This is a genomic window from Pantoea sp. paga, assembly GCF_007558755.1.
Taxonomy (GTDB): Bacteria; Pseudomonadota; Gammaproteobacteria; order Enterobacterales; family Enterobacteriaceae; genus Pantoea; species Pantoea agglomerans.
In genome coordinates this window covers 785,818-802,402 of the sequence record NZ_VLTF01000001.1, presented here as the reverse complement: position 1 = coordinate 802,402, position 16,585 = coordinate 785,818, and the positions used below count along the sequence as shown (strand labels likewise).

Here is a 16,585-nt window from a genome sequence, read left to right as displayed (position 1 = left end):
CCGAGTATAGGAGCGTGCAGGCGGGCGTTTATGACAAATATGAACGGACGCTGACATTTTCCGTTTATCTGGCGTTGCTTTACTGACGGCTATCCACAGTCCGCAGGAGCGAGGCGATGACAGCCACACCGATACTGGAAATGCGGGGAATTACCCGGCGCTTCGGCAGCTTTTATGCCCTGAAGGGCGTCGATCTCACGGTTTATCCCGGTGAGGTCCACGCGCTGATGGGGGAGAACGGCGCAGGTAAAAGCACACTGATGAAGATTCTGGCCGGTGCCTATACCGCCAGCAGCGGGGAAATTTTAATTGAAGGCAAGCCCTGGGCGCTGAAAGGGCCGAAAGAGGCACTGGCCGCCGGGATCACCCTGATTTATCAGGAGATCAACCTGGCACCTAACCTGACGGTTGCAGAGAACATTTTTCTCGGCAGCGAAATCGCGCCCGGCGGGCTGGTCAGGCGGCGGCAGATGGCCGAAGAGGCGCAGCGGGTCATTGACCGGCTCGGCGCGCAGTTCAGCGCCTGGGATCTGGTCAGCCGTCTCAGCATCGCCGAGCAGCCGCAGGTGGAGATCGCCCGCGCGCTGCAGCGCAACAGCCGCATTTTGGTGATGGATGAGCCGACCGCCGCGCTCTCCAACCGCGAAACCGAACAGCTGTTCGCGCTGATCAAACGGCTGCGCAGCGAAGGCATGGCGATCATCTATATCAGCCACCGCATGGCGGAGGTATATGAGCTGTCCGACCGCGTCAGCGTGCTGCGTGACGGGGAGTATGTGGGCAGCCTGACCCGTGACCAGCTCAACGCCAGCGAACTGGTGCGGATGATGGTCGGACGGCCGCTCAGCGACCTGTTTAACAAAGACCGCACTATCCCCCTGGGCGATATCCGGCTGGCGGTTAATCACCTTACCGACGGCGGCAAAGTGCATCCCAGCAGTCTTGAAGTGCGTGCCGGAGAGATTGTCGGGCTGGCCGGACTGGTAGGCGCAGGCCGCAGCGAGCTGGCACAGCTGATTTTTGGCGTGCACAAGCCGAAAGAAGGCGAGATCTGGATCGATGGTGAAAAGGTCACCATCCATTCACCGCGCGATGCAATTGCACGCGGCATCGGTTTCCTCACCGAAAACCGCAAAGAGCAGGGACTGTTTCTGGAGATGGCGGCGCAGGAGAACATCGTGATGGCGACGCTGGAACGTGATGCCAGTTACGGGATGCTGAACCGCCGCAAAGGGCAGACCATCGCCAGTGAGGCGATCGCTTCACTCAATATTCGCGTTCCTCACGCTCAGGTCCGGGCGGGCGGTCTGTCGGGCGGTAACCAGCAGAAGTTGCTGATTTCACGCTGGGTGGCGATTGGTCCGCGCATTCTGATCCTCGATGAGCCGACACGCGGCGTCGATGTCGGGGCGAAAAGCGAGATCTACCGGATGATGCAGGAGATGGCGCGGCAGGGCGTGGCGATTCTGATGATATCCAGCGAACTGCCGGAAGTGGTCGGGATGAGCGACCGCGTATACGTGATGCACGAAGGCACCATCGTCGGTGAGCTGGAGGGCAGCCACATCAGTCAGGAAAATATTATGACGCTGGCAACCGGTGCGCACAGCGCGGCAGCAGGCGAAATCTAAGGAGACCACCATGACACAACTGGCCCGCACCAAAGCACCGACGCTGAAACGCGCTCTGATGGGCGATCTGCTGCAAACGGTGGGTATCCTGCCGATTCTGATCCTGATCGTGGCGGTATTTGGTTTCGTCACGCCGAACTTCTTTACCGAAGCAAACCTGCTCAACATCACCCGTCAGGCGTCGATTAACATCGTGCTGGCGGCAGGCATGACCTTTGTGATCCTCACCGGCGGCATCGACCTGTCGGTGGGGTCAATGCTGGGAACCACTGCGGTGGTGGCGCTGGTGGCGTCGCTGGATCCGATGCTGGCTTCCATGACCATTCCGATGGCGCTGGGCGCAGGCCTGGTGATGGGGCTGTTCAACGGCATTCTTGTCGCCTGGGCCGGGTTGCCGCCCTTTATCGTCACGCTTGGCACCTACACCGCGCTGCGCGGAGCCGCTTACCTGCTGGCGGATGGCACCACGGTAATCAATTCCGATATTAACTTTGAGTGGATCGGCAACGGCTATCTCGGGCCGGTACCGTGGCTGATTGTGATTGCCTTTGCGGTGATCGCCATCTGCTGGTTCATCCTGCGCCGCACCACGCTGGGCGTCCATATTTACGCGGTCGGCGGCAATATCCAGGCGGCGCGTCTCACCGGTATCAAGGTCGGAATGGTGCTGCTGTTTGTCTACGGCATGAGTGGCCTGCTGTCGGGGCTGGGCGGTCTGATGAGCGCCTCGCGGCTTTACAGCGCCAACGGCAACCTCGGGGTTGGCTATGAGCTGGATGCGATTGCGGCGGTGATCCTCGGCGGTACCAGCTTTGTCGGCGGCATCGGCACCATCACTGGCACCCTGATTGGCGCGCTGATTATCGCCACGCTGAATAACGGCATGACGCTGATGGGGGTCTCCTATTTCTGGCAGCTGGTAATCAAGGGCGCGGTCATCATCATCGCGGTTCTGATCGACAAATATCGTACCCGTCATCATGTGAGTTGAGTCTTAAAAGGGCGGCTGTGCCATTTCACCTCCGCCACCTAAAAAACGCCATTAAGTGGTTGGCACCTTGAAAACAGCAGGAGAAGGTCTATGCGTTTTAATCCGATTGTAACCGGGCTGCTGGCGGCGACGCTGTTCAGTACCGGCCTGGCTCAGGCAAAAGAACTCAAATCTATCGGCGTAACGGTCGGCGATCTGGCAAACCCCTTCTTCGTGCAGATCACCAAAGGCGCAGAGATGAAGGCGCGTCAGCTGGCGGGCGATAAGGTGAATGTGACGCTGGTCTCCAGCGGCTACGATCTCGGTCAGCAGGTGGGCCAGATTGATAACTTTATTGCGGCTAAAGTCGACATGATTATCCTCAACGCCGCGGATTCCAAAGGGATCGCCCCGGCGGTGAAGCGGGCGCGTGATGCCGGTATTGTAGTGGTGGCGGTCGACGTGGCGGCCGATGGCGCTAATGCGACCATCACCTCCGATAACACCGAGGCGGGCGCGATGGCCTGTAAATATATTGCTGACCGCCTGAAGAACAAAGGCAACGTGGTGATCATCAACGGACCACCGGTCTCTGCAGTGCAGAACCGCGTTGAAGGCTGCATGACCGAGCTGAAAACCCATCCTGACATCAAGCTGCTCTCTTACAACCAGAACGCCAAAGGCAGTCGTGAAGGCGGACTGGAAGTCATGACCGGTCTGCTCTCTGCTAATCCAAAAATTGATGCGGTGTTTGCCATCAACGACCCGACAGCGATTGGTGCAGACTTAGCGGCGAAACAGGCGCAGCGCAGTGAGTTCTTTATCGTTGGCGTCGATGGCTCACCGGACGGTGAAGAGGCGCTGAAGCGCAAGAATTCACTGTTCGTCGCGACGCCTGCGCAGGACCCGCAGGTCATGGCCGCCAAAGCGGTCGAGATTGGTTATGACATTCTGCAGGGCAAACCGGCACCCGATAAGCCCGTGCTGATCCCGGTGAAACTGATCGATCGTAATAATATCGGCAGCTACCAGGGCTGGACGGTGAAATAAGCTTTAGTGCGGCACCTTTAGGGTGCCGCTCTCAGGAGGCCACCATGCAACGTTCAGAGGTTAATTATTACCTGCAACATACGCGCGAGTTTTTCCGACAGCAGGATGTGCATCTGCCGCCGTGGGCCGATTTCGATGTGAGCCAGTGGCGGGCTCAGGATCGTGACGTGGCGCAGGAGATTCTGGCGTTGCGGCTGGGCTGGGATCTCACCAGTTTTGGCGCGGCTGATTTTCTGCAGACCGGGCTGACACTGTTTACCCTGCGCAACGGTTCGCCGGGTGGGCAGCCGTGGCATAAACCTTACGCCGAGAAAATAATGCATGTACGGGAAGGGCAGCAGACGCCGATGCACTACCATCCGCGCAAGATGGAAGACATCATTAATCGCGGCGGCGGGAATCTGATTGTCGAACTGCATAACCGCGATGGTGACGGGCTGGCTGACTCGCTGGTGGCGGTGTCGCTGGATGGCCTGCGCCAGACCCACGCCGCCGGTTCACTGCTGCGGCTCTCACCGGGTGAAAGCGTGACGCTGGAGGCGGGCATCTGGCACAGTTTCTGGGGGGAAAGTGGCTTCGGCGACGTGCTGGTGGGCGAGGTATCGATGACCAACGATGATGAAAACGACAATGTGTTTCTGACGCCGCTGGCTCGTTTCAACCCGCTGGAGGAGGATGAAGCGCCGCGCTGGCTGCTGTGCAACGATTACGCGCACTGGCTATCCTGCGCGCGGCAGGCGTAATCAGGCAATCTGACTGGCACGCGTTGTTGAATCGCGTTTCACCACATCGGCCGAAAAGACATAGCCCAGTCCGCGAATGGTGCGGATCAGGTCGGGCTGGTGCGGATTAGTTTCGATTTTACGGCGCAGCCGCATGATCAGCACGTCGATGGTACGGTCAAACACGTCGAGACTTTCGCTGTGGGTCAGCTCCAGCAACTGATCGCGGGTCAGTACCTTGCGGGCGTGGCGTACCAGCGCGCGTAACAGGCTATATTCCCCCTGGGTCAGCGGCACCAGCTCGCGCTGCGGATTAAACAGCTGGCAGCGGCCATCATCCAGTTGCCAGCCGCCAAAACGCCAGCCCTCCTGTTCAGGGTCGGCCTGGGCAATGCGTCCGCTGCGACGCAGGGCCGCCCGGGTTCGCGCCACCACCACGCGTGGATTAAAGGGTTTGGCGATGTAGTCATCTGCGCCCATCTCAAGGCCCACTACCATCTCCGCTTCAGAACCCATACCGGTCAGCATAATCACCAGCACTTCGGGTCGCTGACGCTGAAGCTGCTGCAACACCAGTAGCCCGTTAGTATCGGGCAGCAGCATATCCAGCATCACCAGCGAGATTTCAGGGTGCTCGCTGAGCATCGAGAGCGCCTCGCGTCCCTGATGACAGCGGTAGACCGTTAACAGATGTTCACTTAACGCATCCTGCAGGACATCGCAGACTGCAGGATCATCATCCACCACCAAAATTGCTGGCTTCATTGCGCGGCCTCAATGTTACGAAAGAGTTAATTCAGGAGTCTACACAGGCCAGAAAAGGTTGCTGAGGCAGCGTGCTGAAACGTGACCAGCTTCGCCTGTGAGAGTGCGGAAGCGTGCGCTGGCGCAGAGTTTTTCGGGGTTGCCTGTTTGCCGCAGGAAAACGATTGCGCGGCATCGGTGCATTGCACCATAATCGCGCCTCGTTTTGGTTCGGAATTCTCTTAGGCGTACCCGGCTCCGCCAGGTAATCGATTGCGTCGGGAGATGGCATGGCAATTGCTTTGGGCAGTGGGTAAGTCAGGGATTTCAGGCGATTCTGGCACGCAAGTATGCAGCGGCCAGCATCAGTGTCCCGGAAACAGAATAATCAGCATGCAAACCCCTTTGGCAAGTGAGACTGATGTCTCCTGTATCGAGAGATGATGATGTTAGAAAAACTATTCAAACTCAAAGCGCATAACACGACGGTTCGTACTGAGATTATCGCCGGGATCACCACCTTCCTGGCGATGGCTTATATTCTGTTTGTGAACCCAAGCATTCTGGGCGCAACCGGCATGGACAAGGGCGCGGTATTTGTCGCCACCTGTCTGGCGGCGGCGATTGGCTGCGTGCTGATGGGGCTGATTGCCAACTACCCGATTGCGCTGGCGCCGGGTATGGGACTGAACGCCTTTTTCACCTACACCGTCGTGCTGCACATGGGCTATACGTGGCAGATTGCGCTGGGCGCGGTGTTTCTCTCGGCGGTGATTTTCTTCGCGATGTCGCTATTTAAGATTCGTGAATGGATTATTGCCAGTATTCCGCTGCCGCTGCGCGCCGGGATTGGTGCCGGTATCGGCCTTTTTCTGGCACTGATTGCGCTGGAAGGGGCGGGCATTGTGGTCGATAACCCGGCGACGCTGGTGGGCATTGGCGATCTGACTAAACCGGGTCCGCTGCTGGCGATGCTCGGCTTTGTGGTTATTGTGGTACTGGAAGCACGTCGGGTTACGGGCGCAGTGCTGATCGGTATTCTGCTGGTGACCTTTATCTCCATGGGCATTGGTCTGTCGCCCTTTGCCGGGGTCTTCTCTGCACCGCCGTCGATTGCACCGACCTTTATGCAGCTGGATATTGCCGGCGCGTTTAACGTCGGCCTGATCAGCGTGATTTTTGCCTTCCTGTTTGTTGATGTGTTTGATAACACGGGCACGCTGCTGGGTGTGACCAAACGCGCCGGTCTGGCGGATGAGCAGGGTAACGTGCCGAAGATGGGCCGTGCGCTGATTGCCGACAGTGCGGCTGCGCTGTTTGGTTCGCTGCTCGGCACCTCGACCACTACCAGTTATGTGGAATCGGCGGCGGGCGTGAGTGCCGGTGGCCGTACCGGCCTGACCGCGATTGTGGTCGGCGTGCTGTTCCTGCTGGCCCTGTTTTTCTCGCCGCTGGCCTCAAGTGTTCCGGTTTATGCCACCGCGCCTGCGTTGCTGTTTGTAGCGGTGCTGATGGCCTCGGGCCTGGCAGAGATTGACTGGAAAGATATCACCACCGCCGCGCCGGTCACCGTGACCGCGCTGACCATGCCGCTGACCTATTCGATCGCCAACGGCATCGCGTTTGGTTTTATTACCTGGACGCTGGTGAAGCTGCTGAGCGGACGCGCGAAAGAGGTGAATGCGGCGCTGGTTATCCTGTCGATTCTGTTTGTGATTAAGCTGGGATGGTTGAGTGCTTAGTTGTTGCCTGGCGGCAGGGGGGCGCTTAGCAGCGGGCTGGCACACTGAGTAAGTTTCACTTGGCAGCGGGCTGGCTGTGAGCAGGTTACGCCGCCCAGGCGTTCGGGAGTTTCAGGTCATTTAGCTGCGCGTTAGCACTGAGCGGGTTACGCCCGCCAGTCGATGGGGAGTTTCAGGTTGCCCGTGCAGGCGGACGCGTTAAGGGTCGGACGCCCGCCCCTTAACAATCCCGGCGTCCGGCTGCCTGCGCGCCCCGCGTAGCGGGGTGCCTTCGTCACGTCCTGCGGCCGACGGACCGTCCGGACTCGCCATCCCTGGCTCGTACCGTCCTTTCGCCGACGTCCTGTCGGCTCCCGGCCTCCGGTTGTTCCTCAGCGCTTCGTACGCCTCTGGTAAACCCCCCGCCGGTGGGTTTGTTACCCGGATGGGAGGGGCTCAAGTTACTGAAAGCGGGGAAAGATTCATAAGGTTTCTTTTTACCTTTGGTCCTTACAAACGTGATTCGGTACCTGGTGACCTCGGAGATTGCGTAGTGGCAGATATCATATGTGGCTCAGTCTACTTGCACAGCCTGCTTTATCATTTCTGCAACGACACTTCTGCTAAAACCTGTTTCATCCGCGATTTCCATTACTTTGGCCTCTGCCATAGCTTTGCTACGCATTGCTGAAAGGACGGGTTTAAAGGCATGTTTATTTCCCTGAAGGTTTAATGGCAGCGAAATGCTGGCAATTAACGTTTCTTCAACAACCCATGGTTCTTCATCTGCTACCCAGTACACTTTTGCATTCTTTTCCATCCATCGATCTAACCATTGTTCGCCAGGATGGGTAAACGTTGTTCTTTTACCCGAGCCAACCCGACGGAGCGGGAAATTACTTTCCGTCGCAAGCAATACCCCCAACGTGCGCCTTAGCGTTGACCCTTCGGCATTACCGCTATAGTGGGTTTTAATGCGCTGTCTGAGATTGGCGCAGCTATTAGGTTTTCCCTTCTTATCAGGCGAAATACCGACGTAGAGCAATGTGTATCCATCCTTTGTGATGCAACCTTCAGTCGGAACGCCTGGGGGAATCTCTTTGAACCACCAGAAATAGATACCATTCACCGCAGGAACAGGCGTGGGACGGCACATGACCTCTGCTCTGCTGAATGTTTTTTCAGGATAAAAATTAAACACACATATTCTCCGCTCTGATTCATGCTGGTATTTTATGAGATCATTGCCTGGGAATGTTTGATTTAATAAGGGGGAATGATGAGTTTAAGAGTTACGCAGCAGCAGGTGGATACCTGGAAAAAACGTATTCAGCGAGATGGTTTGAAAGGTTCGACCTACTTTTGCCAACATGGTGGAACTGTTTGGGTTTCAGCATCTGCGGATCATCAGGCTATCTGTCATAAAGTTTTAGGAAGGGATTCGGGAACAAGTTCTTTGGCTAGTTATTTGCGCTGGGATGATGTCGGCGCGGTTGCTTTGGTTGAATTGTTGTATGCAATTGAAATGGCATAGAACAACAAATTACGCCCCACTGCAAAGGCTCTGTCGCCATTTTGTCGCCACTGGCGTCCAAGGTGTGATCTAGATGGTTGATTATAAATAGGCTGGATTTCAGGCAACAAAAAAACCATAAACATAGCGTGAAGCGCTGTCCTTTATTGCCCAGCCAAACAGGGAGTGGTCAAAATAGTATCTGAGAGGATTCGGTTCTTGATTCATCAGCTTAGCCTCTGATTACGATATGTCCCTTCTTCAGAAAGAGCGCCGGTATATAGTTATCAAATTGGCTTTGAGGACAATAGTCAGTGAGGGCGGAAACGGCGTTGAGACCCGCTTTTCGGTAACAGCTTCGAAGCCTGCCGTTAACGGCATCAACTGAGATTGCCGGAATGCTGCTTATTTGTTTGATTTTCATTCCGCGGACCAGCAGATATACCACCTCCCATTCTTTTTCGATAAATACGGATGAGGGAGATTCGAAGGTCGCATGAATCCCGGCGCCCGGCTGCCTGCGCGCCACGCTTCGCGCGGTGCCTTCGTCATTCGCTGCGGCCGACGGACCGTCCGGACTCGCCATCCCAGGCTCGTGCCGTCCTTTCGCTGACGTCCTGTCGGCTCATCCTTGCCTTCGGTTGTTCCTCAGGGCTTCGGACGCCTCGCACAAACCCCCGCCTGTAATTATCTTTTCATTTCGCTGTTGCCGTGCTGTCTGATGGTCTGATCGCAAAGACAATCCCAAAACCCACAGCGATAAAGTACCCGACATAAAAAGCAGAGATAACAGCGAGGGGTTGGGGAGGCCGTCAGAGCCGCTGAGCGGATGAGGGATTTCAGGACGAGCGACAGGGATGTCGCGAAGAGGCGGGTTCGCGCCAGGGATGGCGCGTCCCGCCGGTCCGTCAGAAATCCTGAAGTAGCGAAGGAACCGCGAAGCGGCGGTGAAGCAGGCCGGAGCCCGGGGTCAAGGGGGCGCGGCGACTGGCGCCCCCTTGTCGGTCGCCTGCAGAGGCGAATCTGAAACTGCCCGGCTTACCAGGCGAACGAAACCTTCTCATAGCCCGTTCGCGCAGCGAACAACTCCAGCTTCAGCGCTGCACCTCAGCCCGTTCGCGCAGCGAACAATCCCAGCTTCAGCGCTGCACCCCAGCCCATTCGCGCAGCGAACATCCCCCGCATCAGGCGGCTAACGCTTACCTGAAAGGCGGCTCATTAAAGGTACGCAACTTACGCGAATGCAGCTTATCGCCCTCGGCGCGCAGCAGCTCAACCGCGTGAATACCAATCTGCAGATGCTCCGAAATCGCCCCTTCATAGAAACGGTTCGCCTGACCTGGCAGCTTAATCTCACCGTGCAGCGGCTTGTCTGAAACGCACAGCAGCGTGCCGTACGGCACCCGGAAACGATAACCCTGTGCGGCAATGGTGGCGCTTTCCATATCGACCGCCACCGCACGGCTCAGGTTAAAGCGCAGTGCCGAAGCGGAGTAGCGAAGTTCCCAGTTGCGATCGTCGGTGGTCACCACAGTGCCGGTACGCAACCGCTGCTTCACCTCTTCGCCTGGCATGCCGCTCACCGATTTGGTGGCGTCATACAGCGCGCGCTGCACTTCGGCAATGCTGGGTACCGGGATATCAGGCGGCAGCACGCTGTCCAGCACGTGATCGTCGCGCAGATAGGCATGGGCCAGCACATAATCACCGATCCGCTGGCTCTCGCGCAGCCCGCCACAGTGACCAATCATCAGCCACGCATGTGGACGCATCACCGCCAGATGATCGCAGATGGTTTTGGCATTCGACGGGCCGACACCAATGTTAATCAGCGTAATACCGCGACGATTCGGCGAGGTGAGATGCCAGGCGGGCATCTGGTGCTTCTTCCACGCCAGATCCGAGAGCATCGACTCACTGTCAGCGGTGTCGGCGGTCAGCACCACATCGCCCGCGCAGGCCAGGCTGTCGTATGGAGTACTGGGATCGCGCACCTGCTCGATCGCCCAGCGCACAAACTCATCAACATAACGGGTGTAGTTGGTGAACAGCACAAACGGCTGGAAGTGCTCTACGCTGGTGCCGGTGTAGTGACGCAGGCGGGCCAGCGAGAAGTCGGTTCGCAGCGCGTCGAAGTGCGACAGAGGGGATTTTGCATCGGCATGGAACAGGCCATCGGCGGTCTCATCACCAATCTGTGACAGCTCGGTGGTCGGGAAGTGGCGCGCAATACCGGCGCTCATGGTGCGATCCAGTGACAGGTCGGAACCGTCGATCACGTAAGGATAGGGGATCTCCTGGCTGGAGGGGCCCACGTCGATCTCCAGCTGATACTCCTTCTCCAGCATCTGAAGCTGTTCCGAAATATAGTGGCGCAGCAACGCCGGGCGGGTGATGGTGGTGCTGTAACTGCCGGTGTGGGTGAAACGTCCCCAGGCACGCGTGCGGTTCTGTTGCGGACCGTCGCCGCGCCAGGTGATGCGCAGCTCCGGATAAACAAATAGTCCCTGCGCCCGCGCGGTGGCATCGGGCAGCGTGCCGTTTTCGGTAAAGGCTTTAATCGCCTCGCGCAGCGCATCGACGGCGCCATCGTACAGGCGTTCGAGTTCATCCAGCGCCTGCTGGCTGGTCAGGTTTTTCCGTAGTGTCGGCATGGTTTCTCCTTCCATTTTTTTCCGCAATTTGCCCCAAGCTTAGCGGGTTTGTTGCGGAGATTGGTGAAGAATCTGTGATCGCCGTTTTTTTGTGCCAGCGAAGCGGGAATTCTGAGCAGTGCTGTTTTAAATGAGGATTCGCCGCACTGAAATTCATTAAGAAAAGCTTTACGATCAGAAGCGGTGATTCACCTCTTTTTAATACGTTACTGATGAGGATAGGGTGGAAAAACCGCCAGCAGCAAAGCATGCCCAATCGATCATAACATCAGGGAAATATTCAGGTTTGCTACAGCAGGCGGGGCAGTGAGACAGATTGTGCCGTGGCGACATTAAAAAGTTTGTAACCATGATTAATTTGCACCGGAAAGACTTTGCATATTTCTCTGCCCACTATCATCATTAGAACTCCTGTCCAGTCTCTTCTGATTTGGTAATCCTTTGCAAAATCCCGGCGTAGCAGTGATGCAGGCGATCAAGCGCACGGCGTGGTACCCGAAACGCCGTTCGTATCGCACGCTCTACTGGCGTGAGATATCGCCATTAGCAGTGCCTATCTTTTTCGAGAACGCCTGTGTGCTATTGATGGGCGTACTGAGCACCTTCCTGGTCAGCTGGCTGGGTAAAGAGGCGATGGCGGGTGTGGGCCTGGCCGACAGCTTCAACATGGTGATCATCTCGTTCTTTGCTGCCATCGATCTCGGTACCACGGTGGTGGTGGCGTTCAGCCTGGCAAAACGCAACGGCAAGCGCGCCCGTGCCGCCACGCGTCAGTCGCTGGCCATGATGACGATACTCGCCTTTGTGCTGGTGATCGCCATTGAGTTCTGGGGCCATCTGATTGTCGATGCGATTGCCGGTGCCGCCGATCCGAAAGTCAAAGCGCTGGCGCTGAGCTATCTGCAGACTTCCGCCTGGAGCTATCCGGCCGCCGCCATCACCCTGATTGGCAGCGGAGCGCTGCGCGGTGCAGGTAACACCAAGATTCCGATGCTGATTAATGGCGGAATGAACATCCTCAACATCATCATCAGTAGCGTGCTGATTTATGGCTGCTTCTCGTGGGACGGTTTAGGGTTTATCGGTGCCGGGCTCGGACTGACCATCACCCGCTATATCGGGGCGATCGCGGTGATTTACGTGCTGATGATCGGCTTTAACGCGTCACTGAAAATCACGCTGTCGAGCTATTTCCGGCGCTGGAACAGCAGCATTCTGATGGAAGTTTTAGGTATAGGCGTGCCTGCCAGTATCGAGTCGGTGCTGTTCAACGGCGGTAAACTGCTGACACAGGTGTTTGTTGCCGGAATGGGCACAAGCGAGATTGCCGGGAATTTTATCGCCTTTTCTATCGCCTCACTGATCAACCTGCCAGGCAATGCGCTGGGTTCGGCTTCAACCATTATCACCGGTACCCGTCTGGGCAGGAATCAGGTGTTCCAGGCGGAACGCCAGGTGCGGCACGTCTTCTGGCTGGCGACGGTCTGCCTGACCGCGATGGCCCTGCTGACGGTGCCGCTGGCCGGGTTGCTGGCGCGGTTTTATACCAGCGATCCGGAAGTGATTAACGTGACGAAGCAGCTGATCTGGCTTAACGCGCTGTTTATGCCGTTATGGGCCGCGTCCTGGGTGCTGCCTGCCGGCCTCAAGGGCGCACGCGATGCACGTTACACCATGTATGTGTCGATGTTCAGCATGTGGGGCGCCCGCGTGGTGGTCGGCTACCTGCTCGGGATTGAACTGGGGATGGGCGTGACCGGCGTCTGGCTGGGGATGTTTCTCGACTGGACGGTGCGTGGCATCTTCTTCTGGTGGCGACTTAACAGCGGCAAGTGGCTCAACCGCTATCGAAAAATGATCGCGAAAACCGGTTAGCGCACTGTTCACGCCTTTCCCCCGCCCCGGGGAAAGGCGTCATACCTCTTTCAGCACCATTAAAAATAACATCTCCGTCACATCTCCAGACTTTCGAACCTGATTTCAGACAGTTGCACAAAGCCAGCCTTCTCAGACAGGGTTAGCGTAATGCCTGCTGCGCAATGATGCAGACACTACTTATCAAGGTGACCCTATGATCCGTCTGAAAACGGCGCTGGCACTCCTGCCGCTGCTGTGTAGCGCCCCGTTATGGGCGGCAACCTTTGTCTATGTCTCCAATGCTGAATCCGGCACCGTTTCCCGCTATCAGCTCAGCGAGGCAAATGGCAGCCTGCAATGGCGTGGCGATACGCCTGCCGGTAAAAAGATTATGCCGCTGGCGGCCAGCCCGGATGGTAAACGGCTCTATGGTGCGCTGCGGAGTCCGCCTTACTCGATCATCAGCTGGCGCATCTCGGGTTCGCACGGTGACTTGCAGAAACTGGCGGTGACGCCGGTTGCAGCCAGCTTTCCGTGGATCACCACCGACAGAAGTGGGTGCTATCTGCTGGCTGCCTCTTATGACAGCGATATCGTCACCAGTAACCGGATTGATGACAAAGGCATTGTGACACCACAGGTCACGGGCGAGGTGAAAACCGGGCCGCATGCCCATTCGGTGATCACCGACGTCAGTAATCATTCCCTCTACGTCGGTAACCTTGGCGCGGATCGCGTGCTGCAATATGCCTTTGCGGATAACGGCGCGATAACACCGCTGGGAACCGGTTTTGTTCAGGGCGAGAAGAACAGCGGCGCACGGCATTCCGTGATATCGCCCGACAATCGTTTTCTCTATAACCTCGCGGAGATGAGCGGCACCATTACGCAGTTCCGTCGCGCGGCGGATGGGGCGCTGACGGCGCTGAAAACCTGGCCGAATGCGGTGGCGAAGAAATATAACCTGCAGCATGGCGAGCAGCGCCCGGCGGGCTACAGCGATCCCACGCCGCGTATCTGGGCGGCAGACATCAAAATCACGCCTGACGGACAATTTATCTATGTCACCGAGCGCACCTCCAGCACCGTCAGTGGCTACCGGGTCGATAAGCAGTCGGGTGAGTTAACACTCATCGGCAGCTGGCCGGTTGAAAAACAGCCGCGCAGTATTGCGATTGATGTGCAGGGTAAATGGCTGATCGCCAGCGGGGAGAAGAGCGCGGTGATTGGCAGTTACGCTATCGATCCCGCCAGCGGCGAACTCAAACGGGTTGCTGAAGCCCCGGCCGGTAAAGGGGCGAACTGGGTGACGCTGATAACGCAGTAACCGTTTTGAGCAGCCGGTGTATGGCAATGGTTAAACAGATGAGGGCTGCTTATGCCATTTCCGGCATAAGCAGCGCAGAAATTTTTGGTTCTGATCGGGCGTGTAAGCGGGTTTACTCAGAGCATCAACTGATGCGGAGAGCCTGAGATGAAACAGAAACTGATAGCCTGGTTTGAACAGCTGCTGAGCGGCCCTGTGGCGAGTGACCGTGTGCATGATATTAACGTCGAACTGCTGCTGCCGCTGAGCCAGTTGTATGGACTGGAATATTATCCGGCAGTGCATCGCTACCATGAAAAATAATGGTTGTTGCATGTTGTCTGGTTAAAGGCCCGCTACGTTGCGGGCCTTTTTGCATCTGTATTGCGCTGGTCATTTCAGCCAGCAGGCTTCACCACGAAAAACAGCAACATCATTGTATTTTATCCCACTTAATATCCCTGCGCCGTTATATGAATAATTAATCCGTCGCGCATGTATATTCTTCAGTGTTCGCCTTAACATCCATTCCCTTAACACTCATAAATGACCTCCGCATATAGAAAGTGGCTAAATCATTACAAATTTGGCTTAGAAAACGTTTTATCACCGCTAATTTTACTTTTTGTAAAACCACATCATTATTTTAAGTCAATAAGGAACTTCCGATTGTTAAGGTGGTAATCTGCACGCCTGTGCTTACACAAAACTTACAATAAGCGTTGTTAATCCTTCGATGAAAATGCCTGAAACAGGGAAGTGGCTGGTTTTCGGAGCCAGTTTGTTTATCAGCAATGTCATGGCTGCACCGGTCACACCGGGCGATCTTGACGTTATTCAAAATCAGCAGCAGCAGCGGTTGCAGCAGGATCAGCAGCAGCGTGACGCATTAACACAGACGCATCAGGTTGAGCTGCAAAAAACCGAATCGGCGCCAGCCAGCGGCCCCTGTTTTGAAATCAACCAGATTTCACTGCAACAGGCGAGCTTAATCACGCCTGATACACAGAAGAGACTTGTCGCTCCCTATATCAATCAGTGCCTGAGTCTGGATCGTATTAATCAGCTGGTACGCGCCATTTCAGAGTGGTATGTCCAGCGCGGCTATATCACCAGCCGGGCCTTCCTGACAGAACAGAATCTTTCCCACGGGACATTAAATATCACCGTACTGGAAGGAAAGCTTGAGGCGATTCATTTGCAGGGTGCCAGTGCACGTCAGCTGAACATGGCGTTCCCGACCCGTGCAGGACTTATTTTAAATTTACGAGACATTGAACAGGGAATGGAGCAGATAAACCGGCTTCGTACTACGCCGGTTCAGATTGAAATCATCCCATCGACTCAGCCGGGCTATTCCATTGTTAATCTGACCAGCACCCCCGAGTTTCCTCTGACGCTGGGGCTGAATATGGACAATAGCGGCCAGCGAAGCACCGGCATCGGTCAGCTTTCCGGCTCGCTGGTGGGTAACGACCTGCTGGGTGTTGCCGATCGCTGGTTTGTCAGCGGTGGTCGCAGCAGCGCTTTCAGCGACTGGCGCGATGCGCAAAATTTCCAGGCGGGCGTCAGCGTGCCTTATGGCTATGGGCTGCTGGATTACAGCTATAGCTGGAGCAACTATCACAGCCGCTTTAACGCCAATAGTTTCGACTGGTATAGCAACGGTGACAACATCTCTAACCGCCTCAGCGGCTCGTGGGTGCTGTTCCGCAACGGGCAAATCAAAACCGGCCTTCAGCTTGGGCTGAACCATTACGTCAGCCATAACTGGCTGAATGAGACCCTGCTTGAAAGCAGTAGCCGCAAACTGACCAGCCTGCAGATCGGTTTTAACCATACGCAAAAAATTGCAGGTGGGGTGGCCACCCTGAACCCGATGCTGAGCCGCGGGATGCCGTGGTTTGATGCGGAAAGCGACAAGGGTAAAAGCGACGATTTTCCGAAAGCTGAATTCCGTAAATGGAGCGTCAGCAGCAGCTATCAGCGGCCAGTCACTCAGAAAATGTGGTGGCTCAGCAGTTTTTACGCTCAGTGGTCGCCGGATCGCCTCTATGGCAGCGAACGCCTGACAATTGGTGGCGAGAACTCGGTTCGCGGCTACAAGGAGCAATACCTTTCCGGCGATGTTGGCGGCTATCTGCGTAACGAACTGAATTACTCGCTGTTTACCCTGCCTGCAATCGGCGAGGTCAGCACCACCCTGGCGCTGGACGGCGGGTGGCTCCAGAGCGACAAACAGGATCGCTACGCAGCAGGCACGCTGTGGGGCAGTTCGCTGGGACTTGGCACCCGTAACGCGCATGTCTCCACTCAGCTGTCGCTGGGTATCCCTGTCAGCTACCCCAATTATCTTGCGCCCGATCGCCTCAGCGTTTACGCGCGTGTTGGACTCGTTTTTTAAAAAAAGGCCCCGA

14 protein-coding genes are annotated in these 16,585 nt (G+C 56.4%); 10 read left to right on the top strand and 4 right to left on the bottom strand.

All coding sequences use genetic code 11. The features are described 5' to 3' along the window. Positions 1-116: 116 nt before the first annotated feature. From FOV68_RS03805 to FOV68_RS03790, 4 genes are all read left to right on the top strand, one after another. Positions 117-1,631, top strand: coding sequence for a sugar ABC transporter ATP-binding protein (locus FOV68_RS03805; protein ID WP_143990346.1), 1,515 nt, complete (start codon positions 117-119; stop codon positions 1,629-1,631). 10 nt (positions 1,632-1,641) lie between these two features. After that, entirely contained in the window at positions 1,642-2,622 is a 981-nt protein-coding gene (locus tag FOV68_RS03800) for a ribose ABC transporter permease (protein WP_010670880.1), read from the top strand. Positions 2,623-2,712: 90 nt separating this feature from the next. Further along, positions 2,713-3,651, top strand: a complete 939-nt coding sequence (locus FOV68_RS03795) for an ABC transporter substrate-binding protein (protein WP_010247755.1) — start codon at positions 2,713-2,715, stop codon at positions 3,649-3,651. A 44-nt stretch (positions 3,652-3,695) separates the two neighbouring features. Then, complete coding sequence (locus FOV68_RS03790; RefSeq protein ID WP_143990345.1) at positions 3,696-4,394, top strand: D-lyxose/D-mannose family sugar isomerase; 699 nt, start codon at positions 3,696-3,698, stop codon at positions 4,392-4,394. Here FOV68_RS03790 and FOV68_RS03785 read toward each other — a convergent pair whose 3' ends face one another. After that, on the bottom strand, positions 4,395-5,138 hold the full coding sequence (locus tag FOV68_RS03785) for a response regulator (RefSeq protein ID WP_143990344.1): 744 nt from the start codon (positions 5,136-5,138) through the stop codon (positions 4,395-4,397). 422 nt (positions 5,139-5,560) lie between these two features. On the opposite strand from FOV68_RS03785, the gene FOV68_RS03780 reads away from it, so the two are divergent. Further along, entirely contained in the window at positions 5,561-6,859 is a 1,299-nt protein-coding gene (locus FOV68_RS03780) for an NCS2 family permease (protein ID WP_222104191.1), read from the top strand. A 553-nt stretch (positions 6,860-7,412) separates the two neighbouring features. Here FOV68_RS03780 and FOV68_RS24270 read toward each other — a convergent pair. Next, the gene (locus tag FOV68_RS24270; RefSeq protein WP_255473599.1) at positions 7,413-8,039 is read right to left on the bottom strand and encodes a GIY-YIG nuclease family protein; all 627 of its coding nucleotides are present in this window, start codon (positions 8,037-8,039) and stop codon (positions 7,413-7,415) included. Positions 8,040-8,117: 78 nt separating this feature from the next. Here FOV68_RS24270 and FOV68_RS03770 point away from each other — a divergent pair, with 78 nt between their 5' ends. Next, positions 8,118-8,372: a hypothetical protein gene (locus FOV68_RS03770; RefSeq protein ID WP_143990342.1), complete on the top strand. Its 255-nt coding sequence runs from the start codon at positions 8,118-8,120 to the stop codon at positions 8,370-8,372. A 211-nt stretch (positions 8,373-8,583) separates the two neighbouring features. On the opposite strand, the gene FOV68_RS03765 is transcribed toward FOV68_RS03770, so the two are convergent. Together FOV68_RS03765 and FOV68_RS03760 are read right to left on the bottom strand one after the other, a co-directional pair. Further along, positions 8,584-8,937 carry a hypothetical protein gene (locus FOV68_RS03765; protein WP_186289713.1) on the bottom strand — a complete coding sequence of 118 codons (354 nt, stop codon included), beginning with the start codon at positions 8,935-8,937 and terminating at the stop codon, positions 8,584-8,586. Between the two features lie 613 nt (positions 8,938-9,550). Continuing rightward, positions 9,551-11,005: an AMP nucleosidase gene (locus tag FOV68_RS03760; RefSeq protein WP_010670874.1), complete on the bottom strand. Its 1,455-nt coding sequence runs from the start codon at positions 11,003-11,005 to the stop codon at positions 9,551-9,553. 465 nt (positions 11,006-11,470) lie between these two features. On the opposite strand from FOV68_RS03760, the gene FOV68_RS03755 reads away from it, so the two are divergent. The 4 genes from FOV68_RS03755 to FOV68_RS03745 all read left to right on the top strand — a co-directional run bounded on the left by FOV68_RS03755 (position 11,471) and on the right by FOV68_RS03745 (position 16,572). Continuing rightward, positions 11,471-12,880, top strand: a complete 1,410-nt coding sequence (locus FOV68_RS03755) for an EmmdR/YeeO family multidrug/toxin efflux MATE transporter (RefSeq protein ID WP_010670873.1) — start codon at positions 11,471-11,473, stop codon at positions 12,878-12,880. Positions 12,881-13,076: 196 nt separating this feature from the next. Beyond that, positions 13,077-14,189 (top strand): beta-propeller fold lactonase family protein, encoded by a 1,113-nt coding sequence (locus tag FOV68_RS03750; protein WP_143990341.1) that lies wholly within the window; start codon positions 13,077-13,079, stop codon positions 14,187-14,189. 147 nt (positions 14,190-14,336) lie between these two features. Further along, entirely contained in the window at positions 14,337-14,492 is a 156-nt protein-coding gene (locus FOV68_RS23960; RefSeq protein ID WP_010247735.1) for a hypothetical protein, read from the top strand. Positions 14,493-14,904: 412 nt separating this feature from the next. Next, a complete protein-coding gene (locus FOV68_RS03745) occupies positions 14,905-16,572 on the top strand; it encodes a ShlB/FhaC/HecB family hemolysin secretion/activation protein (RefSeq protein WP_143990340.1) in 1,668 nt (555 codons plus the stop codon). Positions 16,573-16,585 lie beyond the last annotated feature (13 nt).